The organism is Photobacterium sp. (assembly GCF_033720175.1).
In the GTDB taxonomy this organism is placed as follows: Bacteria; Pseudomonadota; Gammaproteobacteria; order Enterobacterales; family Vibrionaceae; genus Photobacterium.
Map to the genome: position 1 here is coordinate 36,741 of NZ_JAWWDA010000012.1, position 16,649 is coordinate 53,389.

The window sequence follows — 16,649 nt, forward strand, 5'->3', positions numbered from 1 at the left end:
ATACGTAATTCGCACCTCGCCTAATTGCATCAGACTTCAGCCATATCGCCTTTATCTTGCAACCAGTGACGGCGATCTTCGGCGCGTTTCTTACCGAGTAACATGTCCATCATTTCATTGGTCTGCTGATCATCATCAATGGTCAGCTGAACCAGACGGCGCGTATTGGGATCCATCGTGGTTTCACGCAGCTGCAACGGGTTCATCTCGCCCAGACCTTTAAATCGCTGGACGTTCACTTTGCCACGTTTGCTGCTGAGTCGCTCTAAGATGCCATTTTTTTCCGCTTCATCAAGCGCGTAGTACACTTCTTTGGCTAAATCGATACGATACAGCGGAGGCATGGCAATATAGACGTGGCCTGCACGAACCAAGGACTGGAAGTGTTTCATAAATAATGCGCACAGCAAGGTGGCAATATGCAGACCATCGGAGTCCGCATCGGCAAGGACGCAGATTTTACCGTAACGTAAGCCACTCAGATCATCACTATCCGGATCAATGCCCAGCGCCACTGAAATATCATGGACTTCTTGTGATGCCAGTACCTGATCGGCAGACACCTCCCAGGTATTCAGGATCTTACCGCGCAGCGGCATAATGGCCTGGAACATCCGATCCCGCGCCTGTTTGGCGGAACCGCCCGCCGAGTCACCTTCGACTAAGAAAAGCTCAGTCCGGTTAAGATCCTGCTGCGAACAGTCCGCTAACTTACCTGGCAGTGCCGGGCCGGAGGCGATTTTTTTACGTACCACCTTCTTACTGGCACGCATTCGGCGATGCGCATTGGCAATACACACTTCCGCCAGCTGTTCGGCAAGTTGCGGCCGTTCATTCAGCCACAGGCTGAAAGCATCTTTAATGACACCAGAGACGAAAGCGGCACACTGGCGGGACGACAGGCGCTCTTTGGTCTGACCCGCAAATTGCGGATCCTGCATTTTCACTGACAGTACGTACGCACAACGATCCCAGATATCATCAGCCGTCAGCTTCACGCCACGCGGCAGCAAGTTACGGAATTCACAGAACTCACGCATCGCATCGAGCAAGCCCTGACGCAGGCCATTAACATGGGTACCGCCCTGAGCGGTCGGAATGAGGTTAACATAACTCTCGGTAATGAGTTCGCCACCCTCCGGCAGCCAGAGCAGTGCCCAGTCCGCGGCTTCTGTCTGGCCAGAGAAGGCACCGGTAAACGGCTCTTCCGGCAGCAAGGTATAACCTTTAACCCCTTCGGCCAGATAATCTTTCAGGCCGTCTTCGTAACACCAGCGAATGGTTTCGCTGTTCACTTTATCGGTAAAGACAATCTCAAGTCCCGGGCAAAGTACCGCCTTCGCCTTAAGAACACTTTTCAACCGGGTAACAGAAAATTTAGCACTGTCGAAGTATTTAGAATCCGGCCAGAAGTGAACGCGGGTTCCTTTGGCACGACGGCCACAGGTACCGACCACTTCCAGCTCGGAGACTTTATCGCCATGTTCAAAAGCGATTTCATAAATCTGTCCGTCACGCTTTACTGACACTTCAACGCGAGTAGACAGGGCATTAACCACTGAGATCCCCACCCCGTGCAAGCCACCAGAAAACTGATAACTGTCACCCGAAAATTTACCGCCGGCATGGAGTTTACATAAGATAAGCTCGACCCCGGATACACCTTCGACAGGGTGAATATCTACGGGCATACCGCGGCCATCATCGATCACTTCCAACGACTGATCAGCATGAAGGATAACTTCGACTTTACGGGCGTGGCCAGCCAGTGCCTCATCGACACTGTTATCAATGACTTCCTGACCCAGATGATTTGGTCGTACCGTATCGGTATACATGCCGGGACGGCGTTGTACTGGCTCAAGGCCATTCAGAACCTCAATGGCTCCGGCGTTATAGCTTTTATCTGTCATATCACGGATAGGTTACTTGAAATTTTTGCAACAATAGTCAGTAACCCCAGCCCGGTTGTCAAGCTGAGGTCTACGGTATTACCCACAATTGTGAGTAGGTTATAGCCTTAATAGCCGGGTTATGCCCTAAATGTCCGGTTATAACCTTAAATAAGTAGCAGGTTACACCTATGGGGTCTGATCACAACCCAAGGAATTGAATAATGTCGGCAGGAAAGCGGTCAAAATCAACAAAACTATGGTCGCCATCAGGCTCCAACGTCTGTTTACAGGCGGCATATTTTGTCACAGCCTGGCGATAGTCCAGCACTTCATCGCCCATTTGCTGTAATAACCAGAGTAACTCAGGATGAGGGATTTGCTGAACATCCATGGCTTTTAATTCATCCATATGATGAGGCTCAAGCCAGTATTTCTCATGAGTATAAGGGTTGGCTTGCTCTCCTAGGTAGTCAACCAGCAGCTCATAAGGCTTCACTGCAGGATTCACCAAAACGGCGGGGAATTGATAACGGCTACTCAGCCACGTTGAGAAATACCCCCCCAGCGAACTGCCCACCAGCCCAATTTTGTATTCTTGTTTCAGCTCACTCACTAATTCGTCAATGAACATTGCTGCTTGGGCCGGATAGCACGGCAGTTGCGGGATCACGACGCAAATGTCAGGCCGATGTTGCTGGCAGTAATCGGCCATCACTCTGGCTTTCAGTGACTGCGGTGAACTGTTAAACCCATGAATATAAAGTAGCAGAGGCTTCATTTAATAACCTACTGCCTCAAAGTCGGGAGTAAAGCCACTGCCCTGCAAACGCGATACCGCAGTATGTAACTGTCCGTCACGGGTTAATTCAAGGTGACGCCAACCCGGGGTGATTTTATCCAGGGCAAAATCACTGGAATCAGGCAGAAACTGGATGCACGTCGATGGCGTGGCGAGCACCCGAACCCCGCGATAAGTCAGATCTAATTCCTGATGAATATGGCCACACAGTATGGTACTGACCTTAGGATATTTGCCAATCACCTGCCAGAAGGCATCACTATTATGCAGCTGATGCTGATCCAGCCAGGTACTGCCAGCATCCAATGGATGGTGATGCAATAATACCAACGCATGGCGCTCAGGATACGCTGCCAGAGCCTGATCCAGCATCATAATCTGCGCTTCGCTCAACTCGCCGTGGGGAACGCCTGGCACTTGGCTATCAAGCAAAATCACCTGCCAGTAATCACCTGCCAGCACTTGCTCGCATGACTTGATTTGCGCCGATGGCAGCACTGACTGCATGCTGGGCTGAAAATCATGATTACCCGGTAACCAGAAGCACGGCTGTGACCATCGTGCAATACCGCCAGCAAAATGCTGATAAGAAACTTGACTGTGGTCTTGTGAAATGTCCCCGGTTGCCACAATCGCATCAAACGGGCGTGCAGCCGCGTCTACAGCATCCAATACTGCATCAAAACTATCTTTAGTCACCACTCCCAACAAGCTACCTGCTTCATCAGCAAATAGATGGGTGTCGGTGATCTGGAGTAGAGCCACACTATCCGGGTTCGTTTGTGGCAGCGAGTACGTCTGCAAAACGTTAAAAACCTTGTCTGTTTAATTCAAATCTAATTAGCTCAGCATACTTCTGTCGCGGTTTAACAAACCGACTGTTTACTGATCCCATTTTTCAGGCAATATGCCAACCAATCCCCCAAAAAGCGATTGACCTGATGCTTCTCATCTTTTTGGTACATCCGCAAATTCGGATAATCATACCTTGGCTTAAGTCTCGAAATCTGCTGGGCGCGACACACTTCTGCCACTCTGGCATCGTGGTACAACCGCACAGTGAGTTGGGGGATTAAGTATTCTGCTACATCACCAGTGTTGTGCTGCCATAAACTTACCACCGTTGTATAACGGGTTGACTCAATAATTTTCAGTCTATATTCATGCTCAAAAACCTGATATACGCACTCATCTCCTACCGCATCATTTTTTGGCAGTAATGGAAGCAACTTCGCATAGTTGGTTTCATATAATCGCATGAGACCAGCAAGATCAACGGTGTATCTTTTATTCAATCGGTGTCCTTAGACCACTGAGTTTGTAATCGAGAATAGTTTAACTGCAACCATTGTAGCGCAATGATCGAAGCCGCATTCTCTATTTTACCCGATTCGACCCACTGGTACGCCTGTTGACGTGTCACAACATGCACCCGAATATCTTCGCCTTCTTCTTCGAGACCATGAATGCCCTGTGCCCCGGTACTATCAATACAACCAACAAACACATCCAGCACCTCAGAACAACCACCGGAACTGGAGAGGTAACGGGTGACTTTATCTAAATCCGTCACCGTCAGGCCTGCCTCTTCGACCGCTTCACGACACACCACGTCCTGGGCTGATTCGTCAGGTTCAATAATACCAGCCACAATTTCCAGCTGCCAGGGAGTGCAATCTGCCGCCATCGCACCAACCCTGAACTGCTCAACCAGTACCACTTTATCCAAGATGGGATCATAGGGAAGCAAAGCCGCTGCATGTCCGCGTTCAAACATTTCACGATCCAGCGTCTTGCTCCAGCCGCCGGCAAATAGCCGGTGACGGAAGCGGTACTTTACCATCCTAAAAAAGCCTTGATATAACATTTCAGTCGACAAAACATCGACATCTTCCTTGCCATACACAATACCATCAAGGCCCGCAGGCATCTTCTTACTCATGCGTGATCTCCATTTAGCCGTATTTTTCCATTCAAAAGGGTCTGCAGCAATGATCAAATTCAACTTTTTTGATAAAAATTATAATTTCTTTTAAGTCCGTACCAATTACAGGGTGAATTACCATCAAGATGTGCTCAAATAAGCAACGTAATATAGAGGTTACAATTACATATGATTAATTATTAAGCTAAATAATGCATAAAACTACGTGTGATCAGTTTCAAGCAAGGTATCTTAAGGTACACTCATTATCTGCGACCATTTTTATTATCAGGATCAGGAAAGGCATCCATGAAAAAATTGCTTCCGCTCATTATCAGCGTTGCGCTTGGCGCTTTAAGCCAGACAGCTCTGGCTGATGATCTCGCTGATATCTACCAACAAGCAAAACAAAACGACCCTCAGCTGTTAAGAGCTGCCGCAGATAAAGATGCAGCCTTTGAGGCAATTAACTCATCTCGTAGCTCACTACTGCCACAGATTAACTTAACTGCAGGCTATAACGTAACCAGTCTGGATGGCGATGATGAGGGGATTAACGGCGGTCTGAGCCTGAGTCAATCTATCTATAACCGTTCTAGCTGGATTAACTTAGACATCGCCGAAAAGGTTGCTCGCCAGAGCGATTCAACCTATGCAGCATCGCAACAAAATTTGATTCTGCGTGTTGTAAGCTCCTACTTTGATGTCCTTAAACGGATGGATGATCTGGAGTTTATCCGCGCAGAAAAAGCGGCTGTTGGCCGCCAGTTGGAACAAACCAAACAACGCTTTGAAGTCGGTTTATCTGCGATCACCGACGTGCATGATGCTCAGGCGCAATACGACAATGTGCTAGCCGATGAAATCATCAAAGAAAATGCGCTGACTAACAGCTATGAAGAACTACGTGAAATAACCGGCCAGGAACATAAAGAGATCAACATCCTGGATACCGCACGTTTCTCCACCAGTGCCCCGCAAACCGGCGTGCTGGATCTGGTCAAAGATGCCGAGAACGAAAACCTGACGCTGTTAACCGCGCGCATTTCACAAGATATTGCGCGTGATAGTATTTCACTGGCGGAATCCGGCCATCTGCCGACCCTGTCGTTTGATGCCGGCTACAGCTACAACGAGTTAAACCAGTTCAATGATGATGGTACTATCACCGCGGGTATCAATCTGAACCTGCCTGTTTATACCGGTGGCAGAACAACCTCAGAAGTGAAACAAGCGCAGTTCAACTACATTTCGGCCAGTGAAAATCTGGAAGGATCATACCGTAGCGTCGTAAAAGATGTCCGTGCGTTCTATAACAATATCAATGCATCTATCGGTTCTGTGCGTGCTTATCAGCAATCCGTGATTTCTGCCCAGTCCGCACTGGAAGCAACAGAAGCCGGATTTGATGTCGGGACACGTACGATTGTTGACGTATTAGATTCCACCCGTCGCCTTTACGATGCTAACCGCCAGCTGGCTAATGCCCGCTATGATTACATCTTGAATCAGATCCAGCTTAAACAGGCCGTTGGTTCGCTCAATGAGCAAGACATCATCGATATCAATGTCGGCTTGATGAACAGTAAATAATACGCTGACCGTCGTATTCAATAATGAATACGACGTCAGGTAGGACGTATAAAAAAAGCGCCATTTTCTGGCGCTTTTTTATGAGACTTTTTTATGACACTACTTGGAAAAGTGCTTACCCACGTCCACCGCGGATAGATTCAATAATTTCGGTGGTGGAACAACCATCTTCAAAATTCAGCACCCGCACCTCTCCACCAGCGGCAATCACTTCTTTACCGCCAGCAATTTCTTCCGGTTTGTAATCGCCACCTTTTACCAGCAGCGTGGGCAGAATTTCGCTAATTAAGCGTTGCGGCGTTTCTTCGGTAAAGGAAACAACCCAATCAACAGCCCCCAATCCGGCTAACACTGCCATCCGGCGATCTTCCGGGTTGACCGGACGGCCCGGGCCTTTCAATGCCCGCACCGATGCATCTGAATTTACAGCAACAATCAGACGATCGCCCAATTTTGCGGCCTCATTTAAATAAGCCACATGGCCGGCATGCAGAATATCGAAGCAACCATTGGTCATCACCACTTTCTCACCGCGCCGTTTTGCCGCCTCCACAGCCAATTGCAGCTGCTGTTCGGCCATCACACCGAACCCCGTATCCTGACAGCCATAGATCGCATCAGTCAATTCAATCGTCGAAAGGGTTGAGGTACCCAGCTTAGCCACCACAACACCTGCTGCGGCGTTAGCCAGCTTACACGCATCAGACAGCGATTTACCCGCCGCCAGTGATGCCGCTAATACGGAGATCACCGTATCGCCAGCCCCTGTCACATCATAAACTTCCTGAGCCTGAGTAGGCATATGCAGGGGCTCCTGACCTTTTTGCAGCAACGTCATACCATGCTCACTACGCGTTACCAGCAGCGCATCGAGATCAAACCGGTCAATCAAGGCCAGGCCTTTTTCGACTAACTCTTCTTCGCTACGCACCTTACCGGCCACGGTTTCGAACTCGGAAAGATTTGGTGTCAGCAGGGTCGCACCGCGGTAGCGCTCAAAATCAGCACCTTTAGGATCGATAAGTACCGGTACCCCCGCCTCATGGGCAAGTTCAATCATACTACGGATATGTTCAAGGGCACCTTTGGCATAATCCGATAAAATGACCACTTTCACATGGGGCAGCGACTGTTCCAGGCGCGGTAGTATCTGTTCGGCATCCACATCGTGGAAGCCTTCTTCAAAATCAAGTCGAATTAACTGCTGCCCACGACTCATCACCCGTAGTTTGGTGATCGTAGGATATTCAGCCAGTGACACAAAGTCACAGCGCACATCCAGCGAAGAGAGCTTTTCTGTTAAGGCTTTAGCCGCTTCATCAATCCCGGTCAACCCGACTAAACGCGCATGGCCCCCCAACGCAGCAATATTCATCGCCACATTAGCCGCTCCACCAGGACGTTCTTCAACCTGATCAACCTTTACAATCGGTACCGGCGCTTCCGGCGAAATGCGTGCGGTTGGCCCATACCAATAACGGTCTAGCATGACATCACCAACAACCAGCACATCAGCTTGATCATAGTCTGGAAGAGTCAGTTTCATTTTTATCTCCGGGATAGTAAAAACAGCCAGATACTAACATAAAGGTATATACCCAAACCACCTCATGATGGCTTTGACCTGATTCATTATTCAGCCTGTTCCGCCGGCTCCAGGTACTGCTGCCAGATCTGTTTGACAACCTCTCGCTCTGTGCCAAATTGCTGTTCATCCACGTAGGCAGGTAAGCCCAGTAAATTGAGGCGATGAACTTCGTCTCGCATACTGCAATAGGCCTGCTTCAGCGCAGTAGCCTGAGACAGGCTCAGGATCTCATATTCAGCCATGGTATCGAAAATACGCACATTGTCAGACCAGCGGGTTAACGCCGGCTGCTGGCTTGCATGTTGCAAAACCAGGTACTGAGCAATAAATTCGATATCGGTAATTCCGCCTTGGTCCTGCTTCAGACCAAACATGCCCGCTTTTTTGCTCCCCATATGCTCTCGCATTTTGTGGCGCATCGCCACCACATCATGCTGCAGCTGGTGCGGCTCCCGGCATTGCGTCAGGATCTGCCGGCGGACATCAGCAAATGCCTGCTGCAAAGGCGCGTCACCATACACCATGCGAGCCCGTACGATGGCCTGATGCTCCCAGGTCCAGGCTTCTTTGTGCTGATATTCAGCAAACGCTTCCATGGTGCTGACCAGCAGTCCGGATGCACCTGACGGGCGCAGACGAACATCAACGTCATACAATACGCCGGATGAAGTGCGGGTTGAGAACAGATGAACAATACGTTGTGCCAGCCTCAGATAAAACTGACGACCATCAATCTCTTTTTTCCCCGTGGTATTAACATCAGCCGGGCAGTCGTGCAAAAAGACCAAGTCAAGATCAGAGCCGTACCCGAGCTCCCAGCCACCGACCTTACCATAACCAATCACGCCAAAGCCTTTGCCGTCACGATCTGTCAGGTGGCTAGGTTCACCGTATTTTTCAGCTATTTGCAGCCAGGCCTGATTCACCACTGCGGCAATAATCGCTTCAGACAAGTAGGTTAGATGGTCGCTGACTTTCATCAAAGGCAGAGCACCTGCAATATCTGCCGCCGCAATCCGCAGCAACTGCGCCTGCTTAAACTGACGGATCGCTTCCATCTGCTGCTCCATGTCTTCTTCGGGGATCCGCGCAAGATATTCGCGAAGCTCCTCGCCGTACTGGTTCAACGGCGTTGGATTATAGAGATGTTGCGGATCAAGCAACTCATCAAGCAGAATCGGATATTGTGTCAATTGGTTGGCGACCATCGGACTGGCGGCACACAGACGCACCAGCTGGTTTAATGCAGCGGGGTGCTCACTCAGTAATTCGAGATATGTGGTACGGGTCGCCACACGCACAATTAACTTGATCACTCGCGCTAGCACCGGTGCCGCATCCGGACGCAATACGATCCGCGCCAGTACCTCCGGCATCAGTTTGGCCAGAACTTCCCTGCCGCGAGGCCCTAGCGTACGCTTTGCCAGCTCAGCTTTCATTCCCAGCAAAGTACTGGCTTGACCGGCCTGGTCCGGCGCATTCAGCTCCGCCAGAATATTAAGCAGTACTTCTTCATTTTTCGCCATTGCCCACAATTCATGGTATTGCGACTCAGCAGAACATTGGCTGTCATCATCATCAGTACCAATAATGTGATCAAACACCTGGTGTACGGCAACCATATGCTGCTGAGTCGCCGCGTGTAAGCCCTGCCAATCTTCATAGCCCATTGCACACGCCAAGCGCATCTGATCCAGAGGCTTATCCGGTAAGGTTTGAGTTTGCTTGTCATCAATAGCTTGCAGCAAATTTTCCAGCTTACGCAAAAAGCAGTAGCCCTGTTCTAAATCGCTCACTTGCTCGGCGGGTAACAGTGCTAACTGTTTAATTGCCGATAATGTTTCCAGTAGCCCCCTGCTGCGCAGGCTCGGCTCGCGGCCACCGCGTATTAACTGAAAGGTCTGAGCAATAAATTCAACTTCGCGGATCCCGCCGGCACCCAGCTTAATATTATTTTGCAGGCCGCGACGACGGACTTCGCTGCTGATCATTGATTTCATCCGGCGTAATGACTGTATGGCACTGAAATCGATATAACGACGGAAAACAAACGGCCGCAGCATCTGATGGAGTTCCTGATACTGGGTAAAGCTTTCGCGGCCCATCACCCGCGCTTTAATCATCGCATAGCGTTCCCAGTCCCGTCCCTGCTCCTGGTAGTAATCCTCCAAAGCAGCATAACTCATCACCAGCGGCCCGCTATCGCCAAAGGGCCGCAGACGCATATCAACCCGGTAACAGAAACCATCATAAGTTTGCTGATCGAGCGCTTTGATCAGTCGCTGCCCTAAGCGGGTAAAGAACTGTGAATTGGCGAGACTGCGTCGCCCGCCGCGAGTCTCACCGTTTTCCGGAAACGTGAAAATCAAATCGATGTCAGATGAAAAGTTCAGTTCGCCACCGCCCAGCTTTCCCATCCCCAGAATAAGCATCGGCTGTGCTTCGCCGTCAGCATTGGTTGGTGTCCCCCACTCTTTACAGCATTGGGTATAGATCCACTGATACGCTTCCATGATCAATGCTTCAGCCAGCAAAGAGAGGTGGGCCAGACTTTGTGCCAATGTGGCTTTCGCGGTGAAATCCCGCCAACCTATCCATACCATTTCCTGGCGGCGGAACGCCCGTAACCGGCGCATAAGCCCCGCTTCATCCGTGGCCGTGGCCAGCAACTGCTGCAACTGATGACGGTAGTGTTCACCATGCTCAGCATCATCAACATGTTCAGCCAGCCAAGGCAATAGTTGCCCGTCACGTACCATCGAGCCGGAGATGAAGTCACTCAACCCAATGACCTTATGCAACTCGGCCTGACGCTCTGCCGGCCATAGGGAAAGCAGCTCAGGATGAGCGTGTTGAAGTTTCTCCAGCGCCTTGGCTGAAGCGGCAGAAAGTAGATCCGGCTGCTCTTGATGTTGTGTCATAGCGGTTCCTTTGATTATTTCCTGGCGAGCGTATACCCAAGCTACCTTGGGTATAATACCAATTCCATTAATAACTAAGATACCATACAACAACGCCCACCAAAGGTGGGCGTTGTTTCTTTAATGACAGGATGTGTGAGCCGTCAGATATTGCCAGATCAGATCCGGAACGACTGAATTTTGCTTTCCAGTTGATTGGCTTGATTTTGCATGGTGTCTGATGTTTCAGAAAGCTCTGTCACGACCACGACCGATGCTTCTACCAGCTCGCGAACGTTGGTCAGGTTCTGATTCATCTCATCGGCCACCGTCGTTTGCTGTTCGGCGGCAGAGGCGATATGGAAATTCATATCATTGATCCGCTGGACCTGCTCAACAATTTTATCGAGCTCCCCCCCCGCACTGGTCACCAAATCAACACCTTCCGCCGCTTCCACCACACTCTGCTCCATCAGCGAAACCGCTTGTTGGGCACTGTTTTGCAGCTGGGAGATCATCTCCTGTATTTCAACGGTCGCTTTCTGGGTACGCTGCGCCAGGTTACGCACTTCATCGGCAACGACAGCAAACCCCCGGCCGGCATCACCGGCACGAGCCGCTTCAATCGCCGCATTCAGTGCCAGTAAGTTCGTTTGCTCAGAAATACTCTGGATTGTCACAATCACACTGCCAATCTGCTCTACGCGCTCTTCAACCTGATTCACCGCACCGGCTGACTGGCTGATATCCTGCGATAACTGATTAATAGTCACAATGGTCCGAGATACAAACTGCTGGCCCTGGGCCGCTTGTGCTGAGGTCCCTTCCGTTGTGTTGGAGGCATCACGGGCATGTTCCGCAACAGTCTGTACCGTTGACGTCATCTCACTCATGGCGGACGCCAGCTGATCAATCTCGTTAAACTCTTCTTGGGCCGACTCTTTGGTTTCTACCATGCTGATCGACATCACTTCCGCCAATGCCGACAACTCCGAAGACGTGTCGCGTTGGCTACTCATAACATCCCGTAACTGAAGACGTGTTTTTTCCAGCTCTCTGGCCAGATCACCGTACTCATCACGGCAATCCATTTCAATCGCCTGAGACAAGTCACGGGTTGCCAGAGACTTAATACTCTCAGCCAGATAATGAGTCTGGCGCAGCATGATCCCCGCGCCCCCCAGAAGGATCACGATGAAAACCGCAATCATCAAACCCGTCTGCCATGCCACCTGGAGCAGAAAACCACGGTAATAGCTCTCTGCCTCAGAAGCCGATTGCGAAGCGACAACCACCCAATTCCGGCCCGGTAATTCAATCACATATTCAAAGCGCTCTTCTTCATTCAGCACGACTGGCCCCGCGCCCGTGTGTTGCATCAGGTAACGGGGCAAATCCATCCCCTGAGCGGTAATATCGGTCAGTTCACTGATTGTGCGAACATTCGGATGGCCTAATACCTTGCCGCTGTCACGCTCGACCAGATAAAGGTAGGCACCTTTTTGCCAGCTTGTCGCCTGCGCCTTAATCGCCTGCTCAGCCAGTTGTTTGCCGTCTTCCCCCCGGGCGAGCAAAGTGCCCAGTAATGCCGCATTTGTTTGCGCCAGCTCTTCCGTGCGGTCTTGCTGGATCTGTACCACTGACTGGTAGAAGGTATTTGCATCCCACAACTGCTTACCAATAAGCAGCAGGGTACTAAACACCATCAACACAATAAGCTTAGGCACGAGACGAATGTTCGTGAGTCCTTTTTCCCATGGTTTAAACACCATCTTGGCCATTTTAAATCTCCGTATTGTAAGCATGCCAGCCGTTAAAAATTATGTAATTTATAGTGATACAAGATCTTCAAGGCTCAAAACCAGAAGTTAGAACGAATTATTTTTGAGCTCAAAACAATTAGGCCATTCTATATCCTTGCTATGGATTACGAAAATTTAATGATGAAAAAGATCGATGCCGTCAAACATGAATTCAATCCGATAAGCCTGGTGGCCTGAGTACTCTCTTTTATGCCGGAGCAATTGCGACCCGCTTCATGTTTATGCCGCAAGATAAATATCTTTACATTCTTTCGTGGCTATCGACATCATCATTTACCCGCGGCTCTGGTGCGTTCAATCACTTCAGATCCAGGGAAGCAGAAAGAGAACGGTGATAGAAACAGAAACGCCCCAGAAGAGGGGGCGTTTTAATGGGGGCAGCTTAAATAGCAGGGGCCGGAAACATTACGGCCAGTATGGGATCAGTTCGACCCCCATCTGGCGAGTCTGATCCATGGCATGGAGTAATGACTCTTCTTGACGACTGAGCCATTTCTCAAGCTGTTTACGGTCGTCGTCGTCATACTGTTCGACCAGTGCCCGAACCGGCTCTAACTGACGCAAATCCTCGATGCCGCGTAACAAGTCTAACCACGGCATTCTGAAGGCTGCACGTTTTTCTTTATCATACAGTTCGGCAAAACAAGTGCCGCTCATCAGGTTGCGAAATAACCGCGGCTGCTGATCAAAATAATCAATCCGATTTAATGTTCGCTGAGAAGGGAAAACGTCAAGTAGTTCATCCCATGAACGCGACAGCACGGCATCAGCAAAAGGCTTAATACTGCCCGCTAATTTGATACGCGCTTTATCGTCAAGGAACGGCTGCCAGCCACGGCTTAAAATCCAGCGACTGAAATCGAGTAACAGACCACAGTAACGAGCCGATGTCAGCAGCCGCAAGATATCGTCCGCCTCGGGCAACTCATCAAGCCGTGTTTGCAACTGCTTCTGGAGTGACTTACGCATATTCAGCTTTTTCAGCACCTGGCCTTTCTCTGCTAATAGCTGCGTAATGCAGGCCGCTTCTTCCAGCCAATCCAGCTCACCTTCCAGCCAGTGCAGTTCTTGGCGCAACAACGCACTCGCCCGGCGAGGGATCAAACCACCAAATACCACCAGTGCCTGACGAATTAACGCTAATGCCTGGCTGATTTGGTGCAGCGCTTCTTGATCTTGGCACTCAACATAAATCTGTTCATGATAATGCCAATGGGCTAACGCATGCTCTAAGGTGTTGACGAAAACTGTCTCAACCGACTGCTGGGCGTTAACGGCGACAAAAGGCAACGCTTTCACCTCGTCACCGACATAACCTGCGGCCAGGCGGTAACCACGGGCAGCCTTGCTTAAATTGCCCAGCCGCATGCCCCCTTCCGCACATAACTCGCGTGCCAGCGTAAACAACGCGTCGGTTTGACCGGATTTCAGTTCTAATTCAACTTCACAGATAGAATCGGTTTTACCGTTCGTACTCACTTCCCCCTGATCAAAAGCCAATTCGATCTGGCTACCATCTGGCATGGCGATCAGCCATTGCTGACGTTCAAAGTCAGTAGAAAACAGAGGGCTGAGCTGTTGCTGCACGAGAGCAACATTAACGCTCTCAGGCCACGCATCGGCGGGATGCAAGAAGAGATCCGGATCGGTTCCATTGGTTTCAGCATTATATTCCGGACGTTGGTGCAACCCTGCAACCACCCGTCCCGCTGTCTTCAAGGTCTGAACAAAAACATCATCAAAGCGGCGGATCCGCAGTCCAATATCATGCTGGCGAAGAATTTGGTCTGGCGTATCAAAGTAGGTATTACCTAAAATTCGACTACTTTGCTGCAAAATTTTCGCATCGCTAATCACGCGTAGAAGCTGATCTGAAAATTCTGGTGAGACGAAAAACTTCAGTTCTATCTCGGTTTCCATAGTTGTCCCTATAAACAGTGGCAAACCAAGGATATTTCCTTATGTGCCTGGGGGCAAGTGAGAAATATCAACAAAACCTTGATCAAAAGAGGTTCCCCTCTCCGAACATATACGTTAACATGCGCGCCTCAATGACCATCGCTCAAGAATTAGCCATTTAAGGCACTCTCTAGGTTGATCGGCTATGCCAGTAAATACAATTATGGGGCTCTTTGCTAAATCCCCAATCAAACCACTGCAACGTCACGTTACTCGCGTAAATGAATGTTGCGATTTGCTCGTTCCGTTCTTCGAGGCATGTCATGCCGGAGACTGGGATAAAGCATCTCACTTACGTGAACAGATCTCGCAGCTTGAAAAAGATGCGGATGTGTTGAAGCGTGAGATCCGTCTGAAACTTCCTCGCGGTCTTTTCATGCCAGTCGATCGTACTGACATGCTAGGGCTTCTAACTCAACAGGATAAACTAGCTAATCTGTCCAAAGATATCGCAGGTCGAGTCTTAGGTCGTCAGCTACAAATCCCTGTCGCCATGTATCCTGATTTCGTCGCATACGTCCAACGTTGCCTTGACGCCGCTGACCAAGCTCGTCGAGTGATCAATGAACTGGACGAACTGCTAGAAACAGGTTTCAAAGGCAGAGAAGTAACGCTAGTTGCTGAAATGATTAATCAGCTTGATGTCATCGAAGATGATACTGACAGCATGCAGATTATTTTGCGTCAACAACTTATGTCCATCGAAGACCAATATAACCCGGTGGATGTAATGTTCCTGTATAAAATTCTCGAGTGGATTGGCGGTATCGCTGATCAGGCACAACGTGTCGGCTCGCGACTAGAAATAATGCTATCGCGCTCATAAGCACGAGAATTTAACAATAACAAGGTTTTACAATGGAAATCCTGGCTAACTACGGCACCATTCTTATTATGGTGGCGGCTATCTTTGGTCTTTTGATGGCGATTGGTATTGGTGCAAATGATGTTGCCAATGCTATGGGTACTTCAGTAGGTTCAAAAGCACTTACCGTTAAACAAGCAATCATCATTGCGATGGTCTTCGAATTCGCAGGTGCTTACCTTGCCGGTGGAGAAGTCACCGATACCATCCGTAAAGGTGTTATCGATATGTCATTCTATACAGCCCAACCAGAAGTTCTGGTTTACGGCATGATGTCTGCACTGCTTGCTGCCGGTACATGGCTACTGCTCGCTTCTTATATGGGCTGGCCAGTATCAACAACACACTCCATCATCGGTGCGATCATCGGTTTTGCGTGCGTGTCTGTCGGAACTGAGGCTGTTGACTGGAATTCAGTACAAGGTATCGTCGGTAGCTGGCTGATCACGCCATTGATCTCGGGCTTTTTTGCCTATGTGATTTTTAACAGCGCCCAGCGTCTGATCTTTGATACTGATAACCCCTTGATTAATGCCAAGCGTTTTGTCCCTATTTATATGTTTATCACTGCGATGGTCATTGCGTTGGTGACAATTAAAAAAGGTTTGAAACACGTTGGATTACATTTATCAAGCGGTGAAGCATGGGCTGCATCAATTGCGGTTTCTGCACTGGTGATGATGTTTGGCTATGCTTATATCAGTAAGAAATATACCGATGATGGCAGCTCTGTTGATAGCAACGGCTATGCTGGCGTAGAACGCGTATTCAGCCTGCTAATGGTTGTGACGGCGTGTGCGATGGCATTTGCTCATGGCTCTAACGACGTAGCGAATGCGATTGGCCCACTATCCGCGGTTGTATCCACGGTTCAGAATATGGGTCAAATTACCGCGAAAAGTGCCATTGCATGGTGGATACTGCCATTAGGCGGCATCGGCATCGTGATCGGTCTGGCAACAATGGGCCATAAAGTAATGGCAACCGTCGGTACTGGTATTACAGAGCTTACCCCGAGTCGAGGCTTTGCTGCTCAGCTAGCAACAGCATCAACGGTAGTATTGGCTTCTGGTACAGGTTTGCCTATCTCGACCACACAAACCCTAGTGGGTGGTGTGATCGGCGTTGCTTTTGCTCGTGGTATTGCAGCATTAAACTTAGGTGTCGTACGTAACATCGTCGCATCCTGGGTTGTAACGCTGCCAGCCGGTGCCCTGCTTGCAGTCATTTTCTTCTATGTAATGCAAGCTGTCTTTGGTTAAAAGTGGCTCAGGTTCAAAAGAGGGAGGCTTTGCCTCCCTTT

General features: G+C 49.6%; 12 protein-coding genes. 3 read left to right on the plus strand and 9 right to left on the minus strand.

Annotated features, from left to right (window positions below; all coding sequences use genetic code 11):
- Positions 1–29: 29 nt before the first annotated feature.
- The 5 genes from parE to nudF all read right to left on the minus strand — a co-directional run bounded on the left by parE (position 30) and on the right by nudF (position 4,636).
- Positions 30–1,913: a DNA topoisomerase IV subunit B gene (parE, locus tag R3289_RS13870; protein ID WP_318926285.1), complete on the minus strand. Its 1,884-nt coding sequence runs from the start codon at positions 1,911–1,913 to the stop codon at positions 30–32.
- Between the two features lie 181 nt (positions 1,914–2,094).
- A complete protein-coding gene (gene yqiA, locus R3289_RS13875; RefSeq protein ID WP_318926286.1) occupies positions 2,095–2,673 on the minus strand; it encodes an esterase YqiA in 579 nt (192 codons plus the stop codon).
- On the minus strand, positions 2,674–3,498 hold the full coding sequence (cpdA, locus tag R3289_RS13880; protein WP_318926287.1) for a 3',5'-cyclic-AMP phosphodiesterase: 825 nt from the start codon (positions 3,496–3,498) through the stop codon (positions 2,674–2,676).
- Between the two features lie 62 nt (positions 3,499–3,560).
- Positions 3,561–3,989 (minus strand): DUF1249 family protein, encoded by a 429-nt coding sequence (locus tag R3289_RS13885; protein WP_318926288.1) that lies wholly within the window; start codon positions 3,987–3,989, stop codon positions 3,561–3,563.
- Positions 3,986–4,636, minus strand: a complete 651-nt coding sequence (nudF, locus tag R3289_RS13890; RefSeq protein WP_318926289.1) for an ADP-ribose diphosphatase — start codon at positions 4,634–4,636, stop codon at positions 3,986–3,988. Before nudF ends, R3289_RS13885 begins: the two co-directional genes overlap by 4 nt.
- 291 nt (positions 4,637–4,927) lie before the next feature.
- Here nudF and tolC point away from each other — a divergent pair, with 291 nt between their 5' ends.
- The gene (gene tolC, locus R3289_RS13895) at positions 4,928–6,211 is read left to right on the plus strand and encodes an outer membrane channel protein TolC (RefSeq protein WP_318926290.1); all 1,284 of its coding nucleotides are present in this window, start codon (positions 4,928–4,930) and stop codon (positions 6,209–6,211) included.
- Between the two features lie 115 nt (positions 6,212–6,326).
- Here the strand turns inward: tolC and hldE are convergent, their stop codons facing one another.
- The 4 genes from hldE to R3289_RS13915 form a co-directional block, all read right to left on the minus strand.
- The gene (gene hldE / locus R3289_RS13900) at positions 6,327–7,757 is read right to left on the minus strand and encodes a bifunctional D-glycero-beta-D-manno-heptose-7-phosphate kinase/D-glycero-beta-D-manno-heptose 1-phosphate adenylyltransferase HldE (RefSeq protein ID WP_318926291.1); all 1,431 of its coding nucleotides are present in this window, start codon (positions 7,755–7,757) and stop codon (positions 6,327–6,329) included.
- A gap of 86 nt (positions 7,758–7,843) precedes the next feature.
- The gene (gene glnE, locus R3289_RS13905; protein ID WP_318926292.1) at positions 7,844–10,720 is read right to left on the minus strand and encodes a bifunctional [glutamate--ammonia ligase]-adenylyl-L-tyrosine phosphorylase/[glutamate--ammonia-ligase] adenylyltransferase; all 2,877 of its coding nucleotides are present in this window, start codon (positions 10,718–10,720) and stop codon (positions 7,844–7,846) included.
- A 158-nt stretch (positions 10,721–10,878) separates the two neighbouring features.
- The gene (locus tag R3289_RS13910) at positions 10,879–12,480 is read right to left on the minus strand and encodes a methyl-accepting chemotaxis protein (protein WP_318926293.1); all 1,602 of its coding nucleotides are present in this window, start codon (positions 12,478–12,480) and stop codon (positions 10,879–10,881) included.
- 447 nt (positions 12,481–12,927) lie between these two features.
- Positions 12,928–14,442, minus strand: a complete 1,515-nt coding sequence (locus R3289_RS13915; protein WP_318926294.1) for an inorganic triphosphatase — start codon at positions 14,440–14,442, stop codon at positions 12,928–12,930.
- 184 nt (positions 14,443–14,626) lie between these two features.
- Here R3289_RS13915 and R3289_RS13920 point away from each other — a divergent pair, with 184 nt between their 5' ends.
- Together R3289_RS13920 and R3289_RS13925 are read left to right on the plus strand one after the other, a co-directional pair.
- Positions 14,627–15,307, plus strand: a complete 681-nt coding sequence (locus tag R3289_RS13920) for a TIGR00153 family protein (protein ID WP_318926295.1) — start codon at positions 14,627–14,629, stop codon at positions 15,305–15,307.
- Between the two features lie 32 nt (positions 15,308–15,339).
- Positions 15,340–16,608, plus strand: coding sequence for an inorganic phosphate transporter (locus R3289_RS13925; RefSeq protein ID WP_318926296.1), 1,269 nt, complete (start codon positions 15,340–15,342; stop codon positions 16,606–16,608).
- Positions 16,609–16,649 lie beyond the last annotated feature (41 nt).